The organism is Skermanella mucosa, from assembly GCF_016765655.2.
Lineage (GTDB): Bacteria > Pseudomonadota > Alphaproteobacteria > Azospirillales > Azospirillaceae > Skermanella > Skermanella mucosa.
In genome coordinates this window covers 4,230,792-4,248,176 of sequence record NZ_CP086106.1, presented here as the reverse complement: position 1 = coordinate 4,248,176, position 17,385 = coordinate 4,230,792, and the positions used below count along the sequence as shown (strand labels likewise).

The window sequence follows — 17,385 nt, the reverse complement described above, 5'->3', positions numbered from 1 at the left end:
GGCAGGGACGCACCGGAAGATCGCCGGGTGCCGGTATCGTCCACACCCGCAGGCGGTGGTATATTATCAGGTATGCGCCTGCCCCCGTCTGGTCCGGCCGCCGCGGCGGCCCTCGTCCTGTTCGGTCATGCCCTGACCGGATGCGCCTCGCTCGGCCCGGCCGGGGATGACGGCGCGCGAAAGCTCACCTGGTTCAGCTACGTGAACGGGGAGGATCTCCGGGCTCAATGCTCCGCCGAAGCTCCGGATCGCTACCGCCTGATCTACAACGCCCAGGCCGGCGCGCAGCTCAGGACCTACGAGGTGCATGGGGAGGGCGACGACATGCGCTCCGGCCAGCGCGGCGGAGCCGTGGTGGAGGCGCGCGAGATCCCCGCCGCCGACCTGTCGCGGCGCCAGCCCGAGGAAGCCTTGGGCAACGGTGGAATCGCGATGGCCCGCATCAGGCTGTCGCCCGAGCAGTTCGACTGGCTGACCGGCAGCCTTGCAGACAGCGGCGTGTTCGACACGCCGCTGCGGGGGTTCCGGACCAAGCCGGGCGGGGTGCTCTGGCTGGCCAGCGGCTGCCACGACGGCGCCTATTTCCTGACCGCCTTCTCCAATCCCGCCGAGAGGCTGGAAATCATCGACGGCCGGACGGCAGCGGGAGCGCCGTCCGGACCGCCCCGGTGAACCGGCCGGCGGAAAAGCGCCGGAGACTAAACCAGTATAGGGCGGCGTCGGCTTCTTGCCCCTAAACATGGCTGCATCGATCCCGGCGGGGAGACGCCGGGCGCCAGGGACGATGCAGCCACCGGGGGAACCAGCATGGGAAAGCCGAACGCGATCGAGCAGGCACGAATGGCCGTTCTCAGGGCCCAGCAGGCGGTCGTCCGGTGCCGCGCGGCGGTGGAGCGGTTCCGAGCCGTCTCGGCCGATCGCCGCGCCGATTGCGAAAGGCTGCGGGCCGGAACCCGGGAGAGCATCGAGCGCAGCGAGGCCGTCATGGCCTTGTCGACAGCCCGTCGCGAAGTTCCGGGGGAGCGGACCGGCGGGCTCTTGTCGGCCGTGGCAGGTCCGGTGTCACGCGATTGAACGGGTGTCGCCTCCGGGGATGGGACCGAATCCCCTGTCCGCCGTTATTCCAGGATGACCGGCTGGTCTCGGGATCGCGGAAGGAGCTATGGCGGTATGGCCAACCCCTGGATCATGAAGATGGAGCAGTTCACCCCCTTCTCCGATGAAGACAGGGAATTGCTGGATCGACTCACGTTTCGGAATGTCCAGACCTATGGGGCGAACGAGGATATCCTGCGCGAGGGGGAGCATTCTCCGGACAACCATCTGGTTATTTCCGGCCTGGCCTGCCGCTACAAGATCCTGGAGGACGGCAGGCGGCAGATCCTGGCATTCCTCGTGGCGGGCGATCTCTGCGATGCCGAGATCTTCATCCTGAAGGAGATGGATCACCATATCGGCACCCTCGCCCCGAGCCGGATCGCCGCGGTGCCGGGCGACACCATGCGCGAACTGCTGCTCAATCGGCCCGGCGTGGCCCTGGCCCTCTGGTGGGGCACCCTGCAGGACGAATCCATCCTGCGCGAGCGGATCATCGATCACGGCCGTCGGGACGCCTATGGCAGGATCGCGTTCCTCATATACGAGATGCTCCTCCGCCTGAGGGCGGTCGGGGTGATGCGCGACGAACGGTTCGAGTGGCCGCTGACCCAGTCGGACCTCGCCGATGCGACCGGCCTGACGCCCGTGTACGTCAACCGGGTCCTGCAAAGGCTGCGCGAGGAAGGGCTGATCGCGACCGAGGGGAAGTTCTGGGCCGTGCTCGATCCGGCCGGGCTCAGGAAGGCCGCCAGGTTCAATCCGAACTACCTTCACCTTGACCGCGCGCATGACGACCCGGGAAGCGCCCCCGGCAAAAGGCTGAAGGGCCTGATCTGAAGGCGGCCGAGGGGGAGCCGGACTGCCCGGCGTGGCGGAGTCCCGCGCGGCCCGGACGCCCGTTTCCTATTCGCGGTCCTCGCCGCCGACCACCGCCAGCGTCGGCTGGGCGGCGGGCATCAGCGTTTCGATCCAGGGGCCGTCCGGCATGCGCTGGGCCAAATCAGTCAGGTTGCGGTTCCACCACTGGCGCTGGTCGACCAGGTCGTCGTAGTCGAACTGGGTCTGGCGCCAGTTGCCGTCGCTGTTGGTCATCGTCACCATGTCGATCGGGAACCCGACGTCGGCCGAGCTGAAACGGGTCGAGTCGAAGGACAGGTAGGCCAGCTTCAGAGCCGTCTGCATGGACGTGTCGTACCGCAGCGCCCGGTCCAGGATCGGCTTGCCGTAGGCGGTGGCCCCGATGGACAGATAGGGCGTGCGCTCGTCAACCTCGATCCAGTTGCCCTCGGGATAGACCAGGAACATGGTCGGCTCCCGGTCGTCGGACAGCCGGCCGCCGATGATGGCGTGGAGGTTGAAGTGCAGCTTGCTGGCTTCCAGCGCCTCCTTGTCCTCCGCGGCGACTTGCCGCAGGCAGGTGGTGAAGGCGCCGACCGCGTCGAGCATGCTGGAGAAGGTCTCGGTCGGGCGCTTGGACATGTCGCGGCGCAGATACGCCAGCGTCTTGTCGCGGACGCTGCGCAGGCCCGAATTCATGATGAAGAAGCGATGCCCCCCCGACCCCATGATCGTGACCTTGCGGGCCGCCGATAGCTGGGAACCGCTGGTGATGCGGCCATCGGACAGGCCGATCAGGCCATCGCGGGTCTTGATGCCGAGGCAATAGGTCATTTCCGGTAAATCCAAAGGCGAAAAGGCGACGCATCCTGTCACGCCGGAGGTTCTGCCACAAGCGCGGTTCCCGTCCGGCGACCGACCATGCCGGGAGTTGGTGAACACTCTGTTAATGGGGCGGGGCGACTTTCCGAGGCTTATTGTGCAGTGCACAAAAATCATTGACGGCACCCGGAAAATGCCTATAGTAACCGCATTGCTGCAGTGCAGCATGAAAGTTCAGAGGCCTGGCGCAAGCATATACGAAACCTGCCGCGACCCTCCGACGGAGTTGGTGGCGGCGACCAACCGAAAGGAAGTCAAATGGCCACGACCCCGACCTATCAGCAGTTCGCGACCGTTTCCAAGGAGCAGTTCGAGAAGGCGGCCGCCCAGATCGCCAAGGGCTACGAGGAATACGCCACCTTCAGCAAGGCGAACGTCGATGCCCTGATCCAGGCCGGCAACGTCCTCGCGAAGGGCTTCGAGGAGTTGAGCAAGCGCACGCTGGCCTATTCCCAGTCCTCGCTGGAGAGCGGCGCCGCCGCCGGCAAGGCCGCGATGGGCGTCAAGACCGTCCGTGACCTGGTCGACCTGCAGTCCAGCTACACCAAGTCCACCCTCGACACCGCGCTGGCCGAAAGCGCCAAGCTGTCGGAGCTGTCGGTCAAGGTCGCCAACGAGGCGTTCCAGCCGATCAACGCGCGCCTCAACGCCACCATCGAGAAGCTGAGCAAGCCGCTGGCGGCGTAACTCGGGAAAGGTTCCGGGACGGCGCCGCGCTTCGGCGCCGTCCCGTCCCTCAGAGCCGAAACGCGAAACGGCCCGGCGGTCCAGAGTGACCGCCGGGCCGTTTCGTTTTTCTAACCGTCGATCCGCCGGACCTTTTTTGGCGGCCGGGGCATCTCGATTATTGCGCGAGGTCGGGTGCTCGGGAACAATTCTCAGGAATCCTTCTCCCCGATGTGGATTTGGCGCAAGACGCCTCTTCCAAGCGCGTCCGGAAATCTCATATGATTGTCGGAGGATGTCCATCGCGATGATTGCTAAATTTGCCCATGGCCGACAGCGACAAGCACGGGGACGAGGGAACCGTGACGGGAGTGGTCGTCAAGGCCAAGCCCAAGACGAAGAAACCCTCTATGTACAAAGTTCTAATGCTGAACGACGACTATACTCCGATGGAGTTCGTCGTTCTGGTGTTGGAGCGATTCTTCAACAAGAACCGCGAGGAAGCCACGCGCATCATGTTGCACGTGCATCGGCGTGGCGTCGGCATCTGCGGAGTTTTCACCTACGAGGTAGCCGAAACGAAGGTTACCCAGGTGATGGACTTTGCCCGCCAACACCAGCATCCTTTGCAATGCACCCTGGAGAAGGATTAGCCCGGCATGCTCTCGCGTAATCTCGAGCAATCGCTGCACCGAGCCTTAGCCTACGCCAACGAGCGCCGTCACGAATACGCCACGCTTGAGCATCTCCTGCTCGCGCTCACGGAAGATCAGGATGCGGTAGCCGTCCTGCGGGCGTGCGGCGTGAACCTCGACAAGCTGCGCTCGGAGCTTGGCGAATACCTCGACAACGAGCTTTCGAACCTGATCACCAACCGTCCCGAGGACGCGAAGCCGACTGCCGGCTTCCAGCGGGTGCTGCAGCGGGCGGCGATCCACGTACAAAGTTCCGGCCGCGAAGAAGTGACGGGAGCGAATGTGCTGGTTGCGCTGTTCTCTGAACGCGAGAGCCATGCGGTCTATTACCTGCAGGAGCAGGAAATGACCCGGTTCGACGCGGTGAACTATATTTCTCACGGGATCGCGAAGGCGCCGGGCCGCAACGAAACGAAGCGGGTATCAGGAGCTGACGACGACGCTGCGGCGGAGAAGGTCGTGAAGAAAGGCACTGAAGCTCTCGAGGCATATTGTGTCAACCTTAACAAGAAGGCGGCCAGCGGGAAGATCGATCCGCTGATCGGGCGGGAGCAGGAGGTCGAGCGGACCATCCAGATCCTGTGCCGCCGTTCCAAGAACAACCCGCTCTACGTGGGTGATCCCGGCGTCGGCAAGACCGCCATCGCCGAGGGCCTGGCCCGCCGGATCGTCCACGGCGAGGTTCCGGACGTCCTGGAGAACGCGACCATCTTCTCGCTCGACATGGGATCGCTGCTGGCCGGCACCCGGTACCGCGGCGACTTCGAGGAGCGGCTGAAGGCGGTCCTGTCCGAACTGGAAGCGATGGAAGGCGCCATCCTCTTCATCGACGAGATCCACACGGTGATCGGCGCCGGTGCGACCTCGGGCGGTGCGATGGACGCGTCCAACCTGCTGAAGCCGGCGCTCGCCAGCGGCGCGCTCCGGTGCGTCGGTTCGACGACCTACAAGGAATACCGCAACTACTTCGAGAAGGACCGGGCGCTGGTCCGGCGCTTCCAGAAGATCGACGTCAACGAGCCGTCGATCGAGGATGCGGTCAAGATCCTGCGGGGCCTGAAGCCGTACTACGAGAAGTACCACCGGATCCGCTACACCAACGAGGCGATCCGCTCGGCGGTCGAGCTGTCGGCGCGCTACATCGGCGACCGCAAGCTGCCGGACAAGGCCATCGACATCATCGACGAGGTCGGTGCCGCCCAGATGCTGGTGCCGGAGTCGCGGCGCAAGAAGACCATCTCGGTCAAGGACGTGGAGGCGGTGGTCGCCAAGATCGCCCGGATCCCGCCCAAGAGCGTGTCGCGCGACGACCGCGAGGTGCTGCTGAACCTGGATCGCGACCTGCGCACCATGGTGTTCGGCCAGGACAAGGCGATCGAGGCCCTGTCCTCGGCGATCAAGCTGGCCCGCGCCGGCCTGCGGGATCCGGAGAAGCCGATCGGCAACTACCTGTTCAGCGGCCCGACCGGCGTCGGCAAGACCGAGGCGGCGCGCCAGCTCAGCATGACGCTGGGGATCGAGCTGATCCGCTTCGACATGTCCGAGTACATGGAGCGGCATACCGTGTCGCGCCTGATCGGTGCGCCTCCGGGCTATGTCGGGTTCGACCAGGGTGGCCTGCTGACCGACGCGATCGACCAGCACCCGCACGCGGTCCTGCTGCTCGACGAGATCGAGAAGGCCCATCCGGATCTGTTCAACATCCTGTTGCAGGTGATGGACCACGGCAAGCTGACCGACCACAACGGCAAGACGGTCGATTTCCGCAACGTGATCCTGATCATGACCACGAACGCGGGCGCCTCCGACATGGCGAAGCCGGCGATCGGGTTCGAGCGGGCGGCGCGGGTCGGCGAGGACATGGAGGCGATCAACCGCATGTTCACGCCGGAGTTCCGCAACCGTCTGGACGCCATCATCCCGTTCTCCGCGCTCTCGCAGGAGATCATCGGCCAGGTCGTCGACAAGTTCGTCATCCAGCTGGAAGCCCAGCTCACGGATCGCGGCGTGACGATCGAACTGACCGACGAGGCCCGGGAGTGGCTCGGCCGGAAGGGCTACGATCCTCTCTACGGCGCCCGGCCGCTCGGCCGCGTGATCCAGGAGAACATCAAGAAGCCGCTGGCCGAGGAACTGCTGTTCGGCAAGCTGGCCAAGGGCGGCACCGTCAAGGTGACGGTGGTGGACGACAAGCTGACCTTCACCTATCCCGATCCGCCGCCGACGGACAGCGAGGAGGAGAAAGTCCCGGAGATGGTGGACTGATACTCCATCGCCTGATGGAGCGGGACTTTCAGGAGCCCCGCTCCGCTGGCCAGCGGTAATCGAAAGGGCGTCATCATGCATGACGCCCTTTTTTTTGCGTGCTATTAGGAAGCCAACGCTATCGTTTGGATGTCTTCCCTTGGTTCAACGCACCTACAAGCGCAGCGAAGTGGAAGGCCTGCTGCATGCGCTCGAACGGCAGGCCCGCGAAGCCGCGAAGCTCGCCACCGAGGCGCAGCGCGAGGCGGCCAACAACAGCTTCGTCGCGTACCGCCATTTCCGGGAAAAGGTCGGAGAGTTCAAGGCTCTCTGCATCCTGATCGAGGGACGCCTGAAGCATGTGGCCGACGGCCGTGTCGACGACCTGAAGACCGAGTTCGAGCGGATGGACATCCTGATGCTTGGCCTGCTGATCAAGGCCAGCATGCGCTTCTTCTTCGTCCTGTCGGCCAACACCATCCTGCCCCTGGGCGCCCGCGAGATCTTCATCGCCGAATTGCACAGCCTGTACGAGGCGCGCGAGAAGCTGCGGCGGCCCGATTACGTCAACCGGCTGAGCACGGGCTTGGCCAACGACCTCGACACGGCGGAGGCGATCCTGGAAGAGATCATCGACAAGGCGCCCGGACTGCTGAAGTTCGGGACCGGCGCGGTATGACCGGCGGGCTTCTCGACGGCATCCGCGTCCTTGATCTCAGCCAATACCTGCCGGGTCCGTTCGCTGCCCAGATGCTGGCGGACATGGGTGCCGACGTGGTCAAGGTGGAACCGCCGTCGGGCGATCCGATGCGGCGGCTCGGCGGGACCGACTCGGACGGGCTGGCTCCCGCCTACAAGCTGGTCAATGCCGGCAAGACCGTGGTCCTGCTGGACCTGAAGCAGGCCGGGGATAGGGCGTCGTTCGAGTCCCTGGTGCGGGCCGCCGACGTGCTGGTCGAGAGCTACCGGCCGGGCACCCTCGACCGGCTCGGGCTGTCGCGCGCTCGGCTCGGGGACCTGAACCCCGGCCTCGTCCATGCCGCGCTGTCCGGCTGGGGGCAGGACGGCCCCTACCGGCTGCGCGCCGGCCACGACATCAACTACATGGCGCTGGGCGGCGGCCTGGCCTCTTCGGGGATGGCGGGCATGCCGGCGATGGCCCATCCGCCGGTGGCCGACCATGCCGCCGCCATCCAGACGGTCGCCGCGGTGTCGGCCGCCCTGTTCCGGCGGAGCAGGACGGGGCAGGGGGCTTTCCTGGACGTCAGCCTGATGGAGACGGTGCTGGGGTGGCAGTCCTGGCCGCTCACCCTGGCCCGGCGCAGAGCATCTCCCCGGCCGGCGGGCGACCTACTGACGGGAGGGGCGGCCTGTTACCAGATCTACACGACGGCGGACGGCCGCTTCGTTACCCTGGGCGCCATCGAGGAGAAGTTTTGGGCCGCATTCTGCGCCACCCTGGGCCGGCCCGACTGGACCCCGCGCCAGTTCGAGCCGATGCCCCAGCGGGACCTGATCCGCGAAGTGGCCGCCGCCGTCGCGGCCGAGCCGCTGGCCCATTGGGAGGCGCGGTTCGCCGAGGTGGACTGCTGCTTCGAGACGGTGGCCGAGCTGGCCGACGTGCCCGGGCATCCCCACGTCGCCGCGCGCGGGCAGGTGAGGCTGTCGGGAGACGCCGAGCCCCTGGTCGAAACCCTGTTCGGGCTGCGGGTGGACGGCGAGCCGCCGCCGGCCCGGCCGGTGCTGAAGCAGGCCGACGCGAATGCCGTTCTCGATCGCTGGAAAGCCGCCTGACGCGGGTCAGCCGCAGCCGTTCTCCTGCCGGAACGGGCTGTCCTGCATCAGGATCTCGATCTCGCTCTCCACGGCGGGCCGCTCGCGCCTGAGATAGTCGGCGATCGCGGCGCGGAAGCCCGGGTCGCGGATCCAGTGGGCGCTGTAGGTCGGGGTGGGCAGGTAACCGCGCTGGATCTTGTGCTGGCCCTGGGCGCCGGCCTCCACCCGCTTGAGCCCCCGCTCGATCGCGAAATCGATGGCGCGGTAGTAGCAGGCCTCGAAATGCAGGTGCTTGTACGTGGCGAGGCAGCCCCAGTTGCGGCCATAGAGCGTGTCGCTGCCAAGCAGGTTCAGGGCGCCCGCGACCCAGTCGCCATCGTCCTCGACCAGGATCAGCACGACCCGGTCGGCCATGGTCTCGCCGAGCTGGCGGAAGAACTTCCGGTTCAGGTAGGCGCTGCCCCACTTCCGGTCGCTGGTGTCCATGTAGAACTTGTAGAAGACATCCCAGTGCTCCGGACGCAGGTCGGGGCCGGTCAGGGTGTGGATCTTCACGCCGGTCTCGGCCACTTCCCGCCGCTCCTTGCGGATCGACTTGCGCTTGCGGGAATTCAGCTCGCCCAGGAAATCGTCGAAGCTGCCGTAGCCTCGGTTCTCCCAATGGTATTGCTGCCCGATCCGCTGGAGCCAGCCGGCCTCGCCGAAGCGGTTCCAGTCCGATTCGGTCGGGAAGGTGACGTGGATCGAGGAGACCGCGTGACGGAGGCCCAGCTGCTCCATGGTGGAGATCAAGGCCGGGGCCACCCCGGCGGGGGCCTCCGGGTGGACCAGCAGGCGCGGTCCGGTCACCGGCGTGAAGGGGACGGCGGCCTGGAGCTTGGGATAATAGCTGCCGCCCGCCCGCTCGTAGGCGTTCGCCCAGGCATGGTCGAACACGTATTCGCCGTAGGAGTGGCTTTTCAGGTAGAGCGGGACCGCTCCCCAGATCCCGCCTTCCGGGCTTTTCAGCACCAGATGCTGGGGCTGCCAGCCGGTCGCGGCGCGGCAGGACCCGCTGTCTTCGAGCGCCCCGAGGAAGGCGTGGCTGAGGAACGGGTTCTCCGCGCCGGCACAGGCATCCCAGGCGGCGGCGTCGACCGCGCCGATACCCGGTATCACCTTGACCGTGATGCTGTCATTTCCGTCTGGCATGACCAGAGAATTAGACGTTTCGCGCTGCGGCGCAAGACGCTCACTGCGCTGCGGCGCAAGACGCTCACTGCGCTGCGGCGCAAGACGCTCACTTCAGTTCGAAGACCGCCTCCACCTCGACCGAGCATCCCAGCGGCAGCGACGGGGCGCCGACCGCGAACCGGGCGTGCTTTCCCGCCTCGCCGAAGACCTCCAGCATCAGCTCCGACGCGCCGTTGATCACCTTGGGGTGGTCGTTGAAATCGGGGCCGCAATTGACGAAGCCGCCCAGCTTGAGGCACCGCGCCACCTTGTCGAGGTCGCCACCGCAGGCGGCATCCACCTGGGCCAGGATGTTGAGCGCGCAGACCCGGGCGCAGGCATGGCCGTCCTCGACGGACAGGTCGGTGCCGACCTTGCCCTTGTGGGTCAGCGCGCCGTCGCGCATGGGGATCTGGCCGGAGACGAACAGGATCTTGCCGGACAGAGTATAGGGCACGTAGGCCCCCGCCGGAGCCGCCACTTTCGGCAGGTCGATGCCCAGCTCCTTCAGGCGCGCCGCGATGGTTCCCGCCATGGTTCTCTTCCCTTTCCGTGTCGTTGTGTCGGAAGGGAGGACCATAGCGGGACAATCCGCCGCGGGCCAGCGCCGAGGATCCGGAAGGGATCAGGCGCTCAGCTTGTAGCGCCCGACGAGCTGGTCGAGCTGGTGCGCCAGCCGGCTGAGTTCCGCGGCGGCGCTCGACGTCTCGGTGGCGCCGGCCGCGGTGCCCTGCGCGATGGAGACCATCGTGCGGACCGCCTCGCTGACCAGCTGGGCTTCCATCGCCGTCTGGCTGGTGTCGGCGGCGACCGCCTTGGCCGAGGTCGCGACCTGCCCGACATTGCGCCCGATCTCGCTGGTGGTGGCGCTCTGCTGATCCACCTCGGCCGCGATCGAGCCGGCGATCCGGTCGATCTGGGAAATCACGTCGTGGATCGCGCCGATCGCTCCGGAAACCTTCGCCATGGCGTCGGCGACCTGGTCGATGGACGTGACAGACCGCTCGGTCTGTTCCTGGGTCGCGGTGATCCGGTGGGCGATCTGCTCGGCGGCCCGGGCGCTCTGGGTCGCCAGGTTCTTGACCTCGGTCGCGACGACGGCGAAACCCTTTCCGGCCTCGCCGGCCCGCGCCGCCTCGATCGTGGCGTTCAGCGCCAGCAGGTTGGTCTGCTCGGCGATGTCGGAGATCACCTGGATCACCTCGCCGATCTCCGTGCTGTTCTGGGAGAGCTGGCGGATATTGTCGACCGCCGACCGGATCGCCTGCTCGGCGCCCCGCAACGTCTCGCGCGCCTGGTCCGCTGCGGAAGAGGCCTTGTGGGCGACGTCGGAGCTGGCGGCGGCATGGCGCGCCACCTCCCGGATCGACGCCGTCATCTCCTCCGACGCGCTCGCCACGCCGTCGGCGCTGGTCGCCAGTTCCTCGGCGATCGAGGTCAGGTCGCCGACGGCGCCGACCACGCCGACCACGGCGCTGTTGATCTGGTCGGCGTGGCCGTTCATGGTCTCCGCGTTCCGGCTCATCTCCTCGGCTGAGGCGGTGAGCTCCACCGATGCCGCGGAGACGGAGCCGCTGGCCTCGCTGACCTGCCCCAAGCTGTCCTTCAGGCTGTCCAGCAGGTGGTTGAAGTCCTGGGCCATGGCGCCGATCTCGTCGCCGGAGTCGATGCCGACCGCCCGTGACAGGTCGCCGGTCCTCGCCGCGGCGATCGAGTTCTGCATGACCGGGATCGGGCGCACGATGGCGCGGGCGAGGGCCGCCGCGATCAGTCCCTGGACGACCAGGACGGCGAGGCAGACCGCTCCCAGTTCAAGGCCGATCCGGAGGAAGGCGGCCTCGGCGTCGTCCACGTAGAGGCCCGAGCCGACGACCCAGCCCCAGGGCTTGTAGTGGCCGGCATAGCCGATCTTCGGCTGCGGCTCCGTCGATCCCGCCTTCGGCCAGACATAGCGGACGGTGGCCGACCCCTCGGCGATGGCGCGCCGGGTCATCTCGCCGACGAAAGCGAACCCGTTGGCGTCCTTGGTGTCCCGCAGGTTCCTGCCGACCAGCTGGGGGCTGGTGCCGTGCGCGAGGACGGTGCCGGAGGGGTCGAGGACGAAGAAATACTCCCCGTCCGCATAGCGCAGGGCGCTGATGCCGGCCAGGGCCGCCGCCTTGGCGGCATCCTGCGTCATGGACCCGGCGGCGGCGAGCTTGGCATGATGGTCGATCTGCGCGACGGCGACCTCCACCAGCTGGCGCGTCTGGACCTGCCGGTCCGCGAACATCTGACTCCTCAGGGTGCCCAGGGCGGCGGCGGCGACCGTCAGCAATCCGACCAGGCCAACACCGACGATCAGGAGGATCTTTCGCCTTATGCTCATTCCGGAGAACATGGTTGCACCCCTGGCGCAGTATTGGTTTTTCCTTGTTCCCGCGAGTCTCGCGCATCTTCGCGAATTTAAGGTTAATCCCTCGGGCGACGTCGCGGTTCGGGGCGGAGGCTGCGCCACTCTGTCGCGCCTATGCCCTCCGGATATGTTGCGAACGACTCTCAACAAGAGTATGCATAGGGAATAATGCGAGTGATTATCACTTTCAGAGGGGCCCCATGGCGCACCAGATGCTCGATCGATCCACCGCCGGCATGCCGGATCTCGATTTCATCCCGGAGCAGGAAGATGCCGAATCCCTGGTCGTGTGGGCGTTCCGCCGCTGGGTGATGGGTGTGCGCCATCAGGCGCCGGATCAGTGGGAGATGGTCCTGCGCGGCCTGCGGCGCCGCTGCGGCGACCCGGTCGCGCGCGAGGCGGCGGTGGCGCTGGCCGAGATGATCGAGGCGCTGCGCCGGACCGCGCGGCGGACCGTCACCCATCACCAGCCCTGCTGCCGCTGCGTCGGCGACGACGAGGCCCTGCTGCTGGTCCTCCTCGGCGCCTGCCAGCAGGGAGACGGGCCGCTGGCCCGGACCGCGGCGCAGACGCTGTCCGGCGTCGCCCATCCCGACGGCCTGCTGGAAGGGGCGATGCGGTTCGCCGAAGCCTTCGCCGTACGGGGCCTGATGCTGCCTCGCCGCGACATGCCGACAGGCTCGGCCTTTCCGGACGGCATCATGATCCACTAGGGACGGAACGGCTGGAGACGGAACGGTTGGAGCCGTTTGCCGGATACGCGCGTTTCCCCAGGGAACCGCAGGTATCGGAAAGGGTATTCCGCCATGCACAAGACCGGCACGGCCTGGTGGCAGCACGGCATCGTCTATCAGATCTATCCAAGATCCTTCCAGGACAGCAATGGCGACGGCATCGGCGATCTGCCGGGCATCATGGATCGCCTGGACCATCTGGTCGAGCTGGGGGTCGATGCCGTCTGGCTGTCGCCGATCTTCCCCTCGCCGATGGCCGACTTCGGGTACGACGTCGCCGATTTCACGGGCATCGATCCGATCTTCGGCACCCAGGAGCAGTTCGACGCGCTGGTCGCCGAAGTCCACCGGCGCGGGCTGAGGCTGATCCTGGACTTCGTGCCGAACCACACGTCGGACCGCCACCCCTGGTTCGACGAGGCGAGGCGTTCCCGGGACTCGGCGAAGCGCGACTGGTACATCTGGCGCGACCCGGCGCCCGACGGCGGCCCGCCCAACAACTGGTTGAGCAATTTCGGCGGCAGCGCCTGGGAATACGACGCCGGAACAGGTCAGTACTATTACCATGCTTTCCTGAAGGAGCAGCCGGACCTCAACTGGCGCAACCCCGCCGTGCGCGAGGCGATGTTCGACGCGCTCCGTTCCTGGATGGCGCGCGGCGTCGACGGCTTCCGGGTCGATGTGATCTGGCATCTGATAAAGGACGATCAGTTCCGAGACAATCCGGTCTCGCCCGATTGGAAGCCGGGCATGGACCCGTTCCATCGGCTCGTCCCCCTCTACACCGCCGACCGGCCCGAAGTGCTGGACGTGGTGCGCGAGATGCGCGCCGTGATCGACGAGTACGACGACCGGGTGCTGATCGGGGAGATCTACCTGCCCCTGGAGCGGCTGATGGCCTACTACGGCGCCGACCTGACCGGCGCGCACATGCCGTTCAATTTCCAATTGATCGAAGCCCCGTGGCATGCCCGCACCCTGGAAGCGCTGATCAACGAATACGAAGGGGGCCTGCCGCCCGGGGGATGGCCCAACTGGGTCCTCGGCAACCACGACAAGCCCCGGATCGCCAGCCGCGTCGGCCCCGCCCAGGCCCGTGTCGCCGCGATGTTGCTGCTGACGCTGCGAGGAACCCCGACATTCTATTACGGCGATGAACTGGGGATGGAGAACGGCCACATCCGGCCCGACCAGGTCCAGGACCCGTTCGAGAAGAACGTGCCCGGCAGGGGATTGGGGCGGGATCCGCAGCGTACGCCGATGCAATGGAGCGCCGCGCCCAATGCCGGTTTCACCACCGGCCGTCCCTGGCTCCCGGTTTCCGACAGCTTCCACGAGATCAACGTGGAGGCGCAATCCGGCGACCGAAGGTCGATGCTCTCCCTGTGCCGCGCCCTGATCGCTTTGCGCCGGGGCGAGCCGGCCCTGGCAGCCGGCGCGTTCGAGCCGACCTCGGCCGAGGGCGACCTCCTGGCCTACCAGCGCATCTGGGCGGACGACCGCTTCGCCGTCGCGCTGAACCTCGGATCGGCGCCGGGCCGGATCGTCCTGCCCGACCGCTTCGCCGGCGGACGGATCCGCCTGTCCACGCACCTGGACCGTTCCGAAGCCCTGGACGGCGCCACCGTGGACCTGCGTGCCGACGAGGGCGTGATCATCGCCCCGGCGAAGCCGTGACGGCTAAGGCGGACCCTGCTCAGGCGAGGTCGGGCTGACTGCCGGGGAACCGGGGATCCCGCGGGTCGGCGGGCGAACCCGGTACCTTGCCCGGTATGATGCCGGTCTGTTCCTGCTCGTCCGGCTGTTCGTCGCCGCCGGCATCGGGCGTATCCTCGTGTTCCTGCGCCGGCTTCGGTATCGGATCGGCCATTTCCATCCTCCTGTTTTATTCCTGCAACAGGGGCGTGGCGGCCGGGTTGCAAGGTTCCAAAAGGTGTCACCCGACCGGTCTATCGAGTCGGTGTCACCGAACTGCAAGATTCGTCTTTAACGGCGGTTTCGGATGCCGCGCAAGGCGGAACGAGTACGCCGTGGGTGTGTTTGATAAATCACAGCGCATGCGGAGATACTGGTCGAAGGCACCCGCGAAGTGGTGCCGCTCCCGCGCCGATCGGCTGAAAATGACGGGGGGAGGCTGGAGTACGGACGCATTCGGGAAACCGTGCGTGTTCGTGGGCCGGCCCATATTCCGCAAGGTGGGAACGGTGCGCTCATATCCGCTCTTGCCCCAGTGCCCGCTTGTGTTTGAAACTCCTTGTTAACGAAACGCCACTTAACGTAACGGTTAACCATCAGGGTGTCTGGAAGGGGAACGGCTTGAAGCAACGAACCGCAGACCGTCACAGCATCAGCCGGGCGATTTCGTCCGATTGCCGCGCCGAGGGTTCGCCGTTCCGGCCACGGCCAGTTTCGCCCGACACGTACACCTTCCGATGGAACGCCCTTGATCGGGCAGTCGATAAGGCTGCTTCAAGTTACCGCACTGCGGTATACTCCGTCTTGCCATCGAATAGTCCAATTCCGGGGCAAACATGCGGAGATGTTTGGGGCAGAGTGGCTGACGCATCATTCTTTCCAAAAACCGGCTTTCGAACCGCTGCGCCAAGCCGGCGCGTGCAATTATGGCAACGCGTTAGAAATCTCTTTGAGACTAGCTATATAGATTCGATGAACGCGAACCGTCCGTGGTCTAGGCTAATTCGTTATGATGCCGGGAACTTTCTTGTCCGGAGAAGTAACGATACAGAAAAGAACAGCCTCAGGGATCGGCGGGGAGGAGTAACGACTTTCGTTGCCTGCGGCAGCCCTGGCGGAGAAGTAGACGTATGAAGCCAGTCGAGCGCTGCAGGATCAATGGAGACCCTTTCACAGAGGAGTGACCGATGTTCCCGGCCGACGACCTGTTTTCACGCTACGCACAGAACTACGAGGGTCGCAAAGAAGTCGAGATGACCCTCGTCGAGTACCTTGAAGCGTGCAAGAGCGATCCTCTGATCTACTCCACCGCCGCGGAGCGCATCCTCGCGGCCATCGGGGAGGCGGAGGTCGTGGATACTGCCAAGGACCCGCGCCTGGGCCGTATCTTCATGAACCGCACGATCAAGGTCTATCCCGCCTTCAGCGACTTCTACGGCATGGAGGAGACGATCGAGCGGATCGTCGGCTTCTTCCGGCATGCCGCGCAGGGGTTGGAGGAACGCAAGCAGATCCTCTACCTGCTTGGCCCGGTCGGCGGCGGCAAGTCCTCCCTCGCGGAGCGACTGAAGTCGCTGATGGAGCACCAGCCGATCTATGCCCTGAAGGCCGGCAAGGAGGTCAGCCCGCTGTTCGAAAGCCCGCTGGGCCTGTTCGACCCCGACCAGATGGGTCCCGTGCTGGAGGACAAGTTCGGCATTCCCCGCCGGCGCCTGACCGGCCTGATGAGCCCCTGGGCGGTCAAGCGGCTCGACGAGTTCGGCGGCGACATCTCCAAGTTCCGCGTCGTCCGGCTGATGCCGTCCAAGCTCCGCCAGGTCGGCGTGTCCAAGACCGAGCCGGGTGACGAGAACAACCAGGACATTTCCAGCCTGGTCGGCAAGGTCGATATCCGCAAGCTGGAGATGTTCAGCCAGAACGACCCGGACGCCTACAGCTTCTCCGGCGGCCTGAACCGCGCGACCCAGGGCATCCTGGAATTCGTCGAGATGTTCAAGGCGCCGATCAAGATGCTGCACCCGCTGCTGACGGCGACCCAGGAAGGCAACTATGTCGGCACCGAGAATATCGGCGCCATGCCGTTCCAGGGCATCATCCTGGCCCACTCCAACGAGGCGGAGTGGCAGAGCTTCAAGAACAACAAGAACAACGAAGCCTTCATCGATCGCATCTGCGTGATCAAGGTGCCGTACTGCCTGCGGGTGACCGAGGAGCAGAGCATCTATCACAAGCTGATCCAGGGCAGCGACCTGTCGGCCGCCCCCTGCGCGCCGGCGACGCTTCAGATGATGGCCCGCTTCTCGGTCCTGTCGCGCCTGCGCGAGCACGAGAACTCCAGCATCTATTCCAAGATGCGGATCTATGACGGCGAGACCCTGAAGGAGACCGACCCCAAGGCCCGGTCGATGCAGGAATACCGCGACGCGGCCGGCGTCGACGAGGGCATGGAGGGCATCTCGACCCGCTTCGCCTTCAAGGTGCTGGCGGCGACCTTCAACTACGACAACACCGAAATCTCGGCCGATCCGGTCCACCTGATGTATGTGCTCGAACAGTCGATCAAGCGCGAGCAGTTCCCGGAGGACACCGAGAAGCGTTACCTGGAGTTCATCAAGGGCGAGCTGGCGCCGCGCTATGCGGAATTCATCGGCAACGAGATCCAGAAAGCCTACCTGGAATCCTACCACGACTATGGTCAGAACCTGTTCGACCGCTATGTCGATTATGCCGATGCCTGGATCGAGGACCAGGACTTCAAGGATCCCGACACCGGCCAGCTGATGAACCGCGACCTGCTGAACCAGGAGCTGACCAAGATCGAGAAGCCCGCGGGCATCGCCAACCCCAAGGACTTCCGCAACGAGGTCGTCAAGTTCGCGCTGCGGGCCCGGGCCAACAACGCCGGCCGGAACCCCTCATGGACCTCCTACGAGAAGATCCGGGAGGTCATCGAGCGGCGCATGTTCAGCCAGGTGGAGGATCTGCTGCCCGTGATCAGTTTCGGCAGCAAGAAGGACAGCGAGACCGAGAAGAAGCATTCCGACTTCGTCGAGCGTATGATGGATCGGGGTTACACTGAACGGCAGGTCCGCCGGCTGGTCGAGTGGTACATGCGAGTGAAGCAGGCCGGCTGAGGGAAGGGAAGTTCACT

16 protein-coding genes are annotated in these 17,385 nt (G+C 65.7%); 11 read left to right on the top strand and 5 right to left on the bottom strand.

The window, feature by feature from the left end; translation table 11 throughout:
- The first annotated feature begins 72 nt into the window (after positions 1 to 72).
- The 3 genes from JL100_RS19730 (at position 73) to JL100_RS19720 (ending at position 1,935) form a co-directional block, all read left to right on the top strand.
- Positions 73 to 672: a hypothetical protein gene (locus tag JL100_RS19730; protein ID WP_202679320.1), complete on the top strand. Its 600-nt coding sequence runs from the start codon at positions 73 to 75 to the stop codon at positions 670 to 672.
- A gap of 135 nt (positions 673 to 807) precedes the next feature.
- Positions 808 to 1,074, top strand: coding sequence for a hypothetical protein (locus JL100_RS19725; protein WP_202679319.1), 267 nt, complete (start codon positions 808 to 810; stop codon positions 1,072 to 1,074).
- A gap of 96 nt (positions 1,075 to 1,170) precedes the next feature.
- The gene (locus tag JL100_RS19720) at positions 1,171 to 1,935 is read left to right on the top strand and encodes a Crp/Fnr family transcriptional regulator (RefSeq protein WP_202679318.1); all 765 of its coding nucleotides are present in this window, start codon (positions 1,171 to 1,173) and stop codon (positions 1,933 to 1,935) included.
- Positions 1,936 to 2,001: 66 nt separating this feature from the next.
- On the opposite strand, the gene JL100_RS19715 is transcribed toward JL100_RS19720, so the two are convergent.
- A complete protein-coding gene (locus JL100_RS19715) occupies positions 2,002 to 2,769 on the bottom strand; it encodes a peptidase (RefSeq protein ID WP_202679317.1) in 768 nt (255 codons plus the stop codon).
- A gap of 306 nt (positions 2,770 to 3,075) precedes the next feature.
- Between JL100_RS19715 and JL100_RS19710 the strand changes: the two genes are divergently transcribed.
- The 5 genes from JL100_RS19710 to JL100_RS19690 all read left to right on the top strand — a co-directional run bounded on the left by JL100_RS19710 (position 3,076) and on the right by JL100_RS19690 (position 8,216).
- A complete protein-coding gene (locus JL100_RS19710) occupies positions 3,076 to 3,504 on the top strand; it encodes a phasin family protein (protein ID WP_202679316.1) in 429 nt (142 codons plus the stop codon).
- 305 nt (positions 3,505 to 3,809) lie between these two features.
- A complete protein-coding gene (clpS, locus tag JL100_RS19705; RefSeq protein ID WP_158046428.1) occupies positions 3,810 to 4,136 on the top strand; it encodes an ATP-dependent Clp protease adapter ClpS in 327 nt (108 codons plus the stop codon).
- 6 nt (positions 4,137 to 4,142) lie between these two features.
- Positions 4,143 to 6,443 (top strand): ATP-dependent Clp protease ATP-binding subunit ClpA, encoded by a 2,301-nt coding sequence (clpA, locus tag JL100_RS19700; RefSeq protein WP_202679315.1) that lies wholly within the window; start codon positions 4,143 to 4,145, stop codon positions 6,441 to 6,443.
- Between the two features lie 139 nt (positions 6,444 to 6,582).
- On the top strand, positions 6,583 to 7,101 hold the full coding sequence (locus JL100_RS19695) for a hypothetical protein (RefSeq protein WP_202679314.1): 519 nt from the start codon (positions 6,583 to 6,585) through the stop codon (positions 7,099 to 7,101).
- Entirely contained in the window at positions 7,098 to 8,216 is a 1,119-nt protein-coding gene (locus JL100_RS19690) for a CaiB/BaiF CoA transferase family protein (RefSeq protein ID WP_202679313.1), read from the top strand. The genes JL100_RS19695 and JL100_RS19690 overlap by 4 nt, the downstream gene beginning before the upstream one ends.
- Before the next feature lie 6 nt (positions 8,217 to 8,222).
- Here JL100_RS19690 and JL100_RS19685 read toward each other — a convergent pair whose 3' ends face one another.
- From JL100_RS19685 to JL100_RS19675, 3 genes are all read right to left on the bottom strand, one after another.
- Complete coding sequence (locus JL100_RS19685; protein WP_202679312.1) at positions 8,223 to 9,389, bottom strand: GNAT family N-acetyltransferase; 1,167 nt, start codon at positions 9,387 to 9,389, stop codon at positions 8,223 to 8,225.
- Positions 9,390 to 9,477: 88 nt separating this feature from the next.
- Positions 9,478 to 9,945 carry a RidA family protein gene (locus JL100_RS19680; protein WP_202679311.1) on the bottom strand — a complete coding sequence of 156 codons (468 nt, stop codon included), beginning with the start codon at positions 9,943 to 9,945 and terminating at the stop codon, positions 9,478 to 9,480.
- A gap of 90 nt (positions 9,946 to 10,035) precedes the next feature.
- Positions 10,036 to 11,778 (bottom strand): methyl-accepting chemotaxis protein, encoded by a 1,743-nt coding sequence (locus JL100_RS19675; protein ID WP_202679310.1) that lies wholly within the window; start codon positions 11,776 to 11,778, stop codon positions 10,036 to 10,038.
- A gap of 227 nt (positions 11,779 to 12,005) precedes the next feature.
- On the opposite strand from JL100_RS19675, the gene JL100_RS19670 reads away from it, so the two are divergent.
- Together JL100_RS19670 and JL100_RS19665 are read left to right on the top strand one after the other, a co-directional pair.
- A complete protein-coding gene (locus JL100_RS19670; RefSeq protein ID WP_202679309.1) occupies positions 12,006 to 12,518 on the top strand; it encodes a hypothetical protein in 513 nt (170 codons plus the stop codon).
- 93 nt (positions 12,519 to 12,611) lie between these two features.
- Complete coding sequence (locus tag JL100_RS19665) at positions 12,612 to 14,216, top strand: alpha-amylase family glycosyl hydrolase (RefSeq protein ID WP_202679308.1); 1,605 nt, start codon at positions 12,612 to 12,614, stop codon at positions 14,214 to 14,216.
- 19 nt (positions 14,217 to 14,235) lie between these two features.
- On the opposite strand, the gene JL100_RS19660 is transcribed toward JL100_RS19665, so the two are convergent.
- A complete protein-coding gene (locus JL100_RS19660) occupies positions 14,236 to 14,409 on the bottom strand; it encodes a hypothetical protein (protein WP_202679307.1) in 174 nt (57 codons plus the stop codon).
- 1,012 nt (positions 14,410 to 15,421) lie between these two features.
- Here JL100_RS19660 and JL100_RS19655 point away from each other — a divergent pair.
- A complete protein-coding gene (locus JL100_RS19655; protein WP_202679306.1) occupies positions 15,422 to 17,368 on the top strand; it encodes a PrkA family serine protein kinase in 1,947 nt (648 codons plus the stop codon).
- Positions 17,369 to 17,385 lie beyond the last annotated feature (17 nt).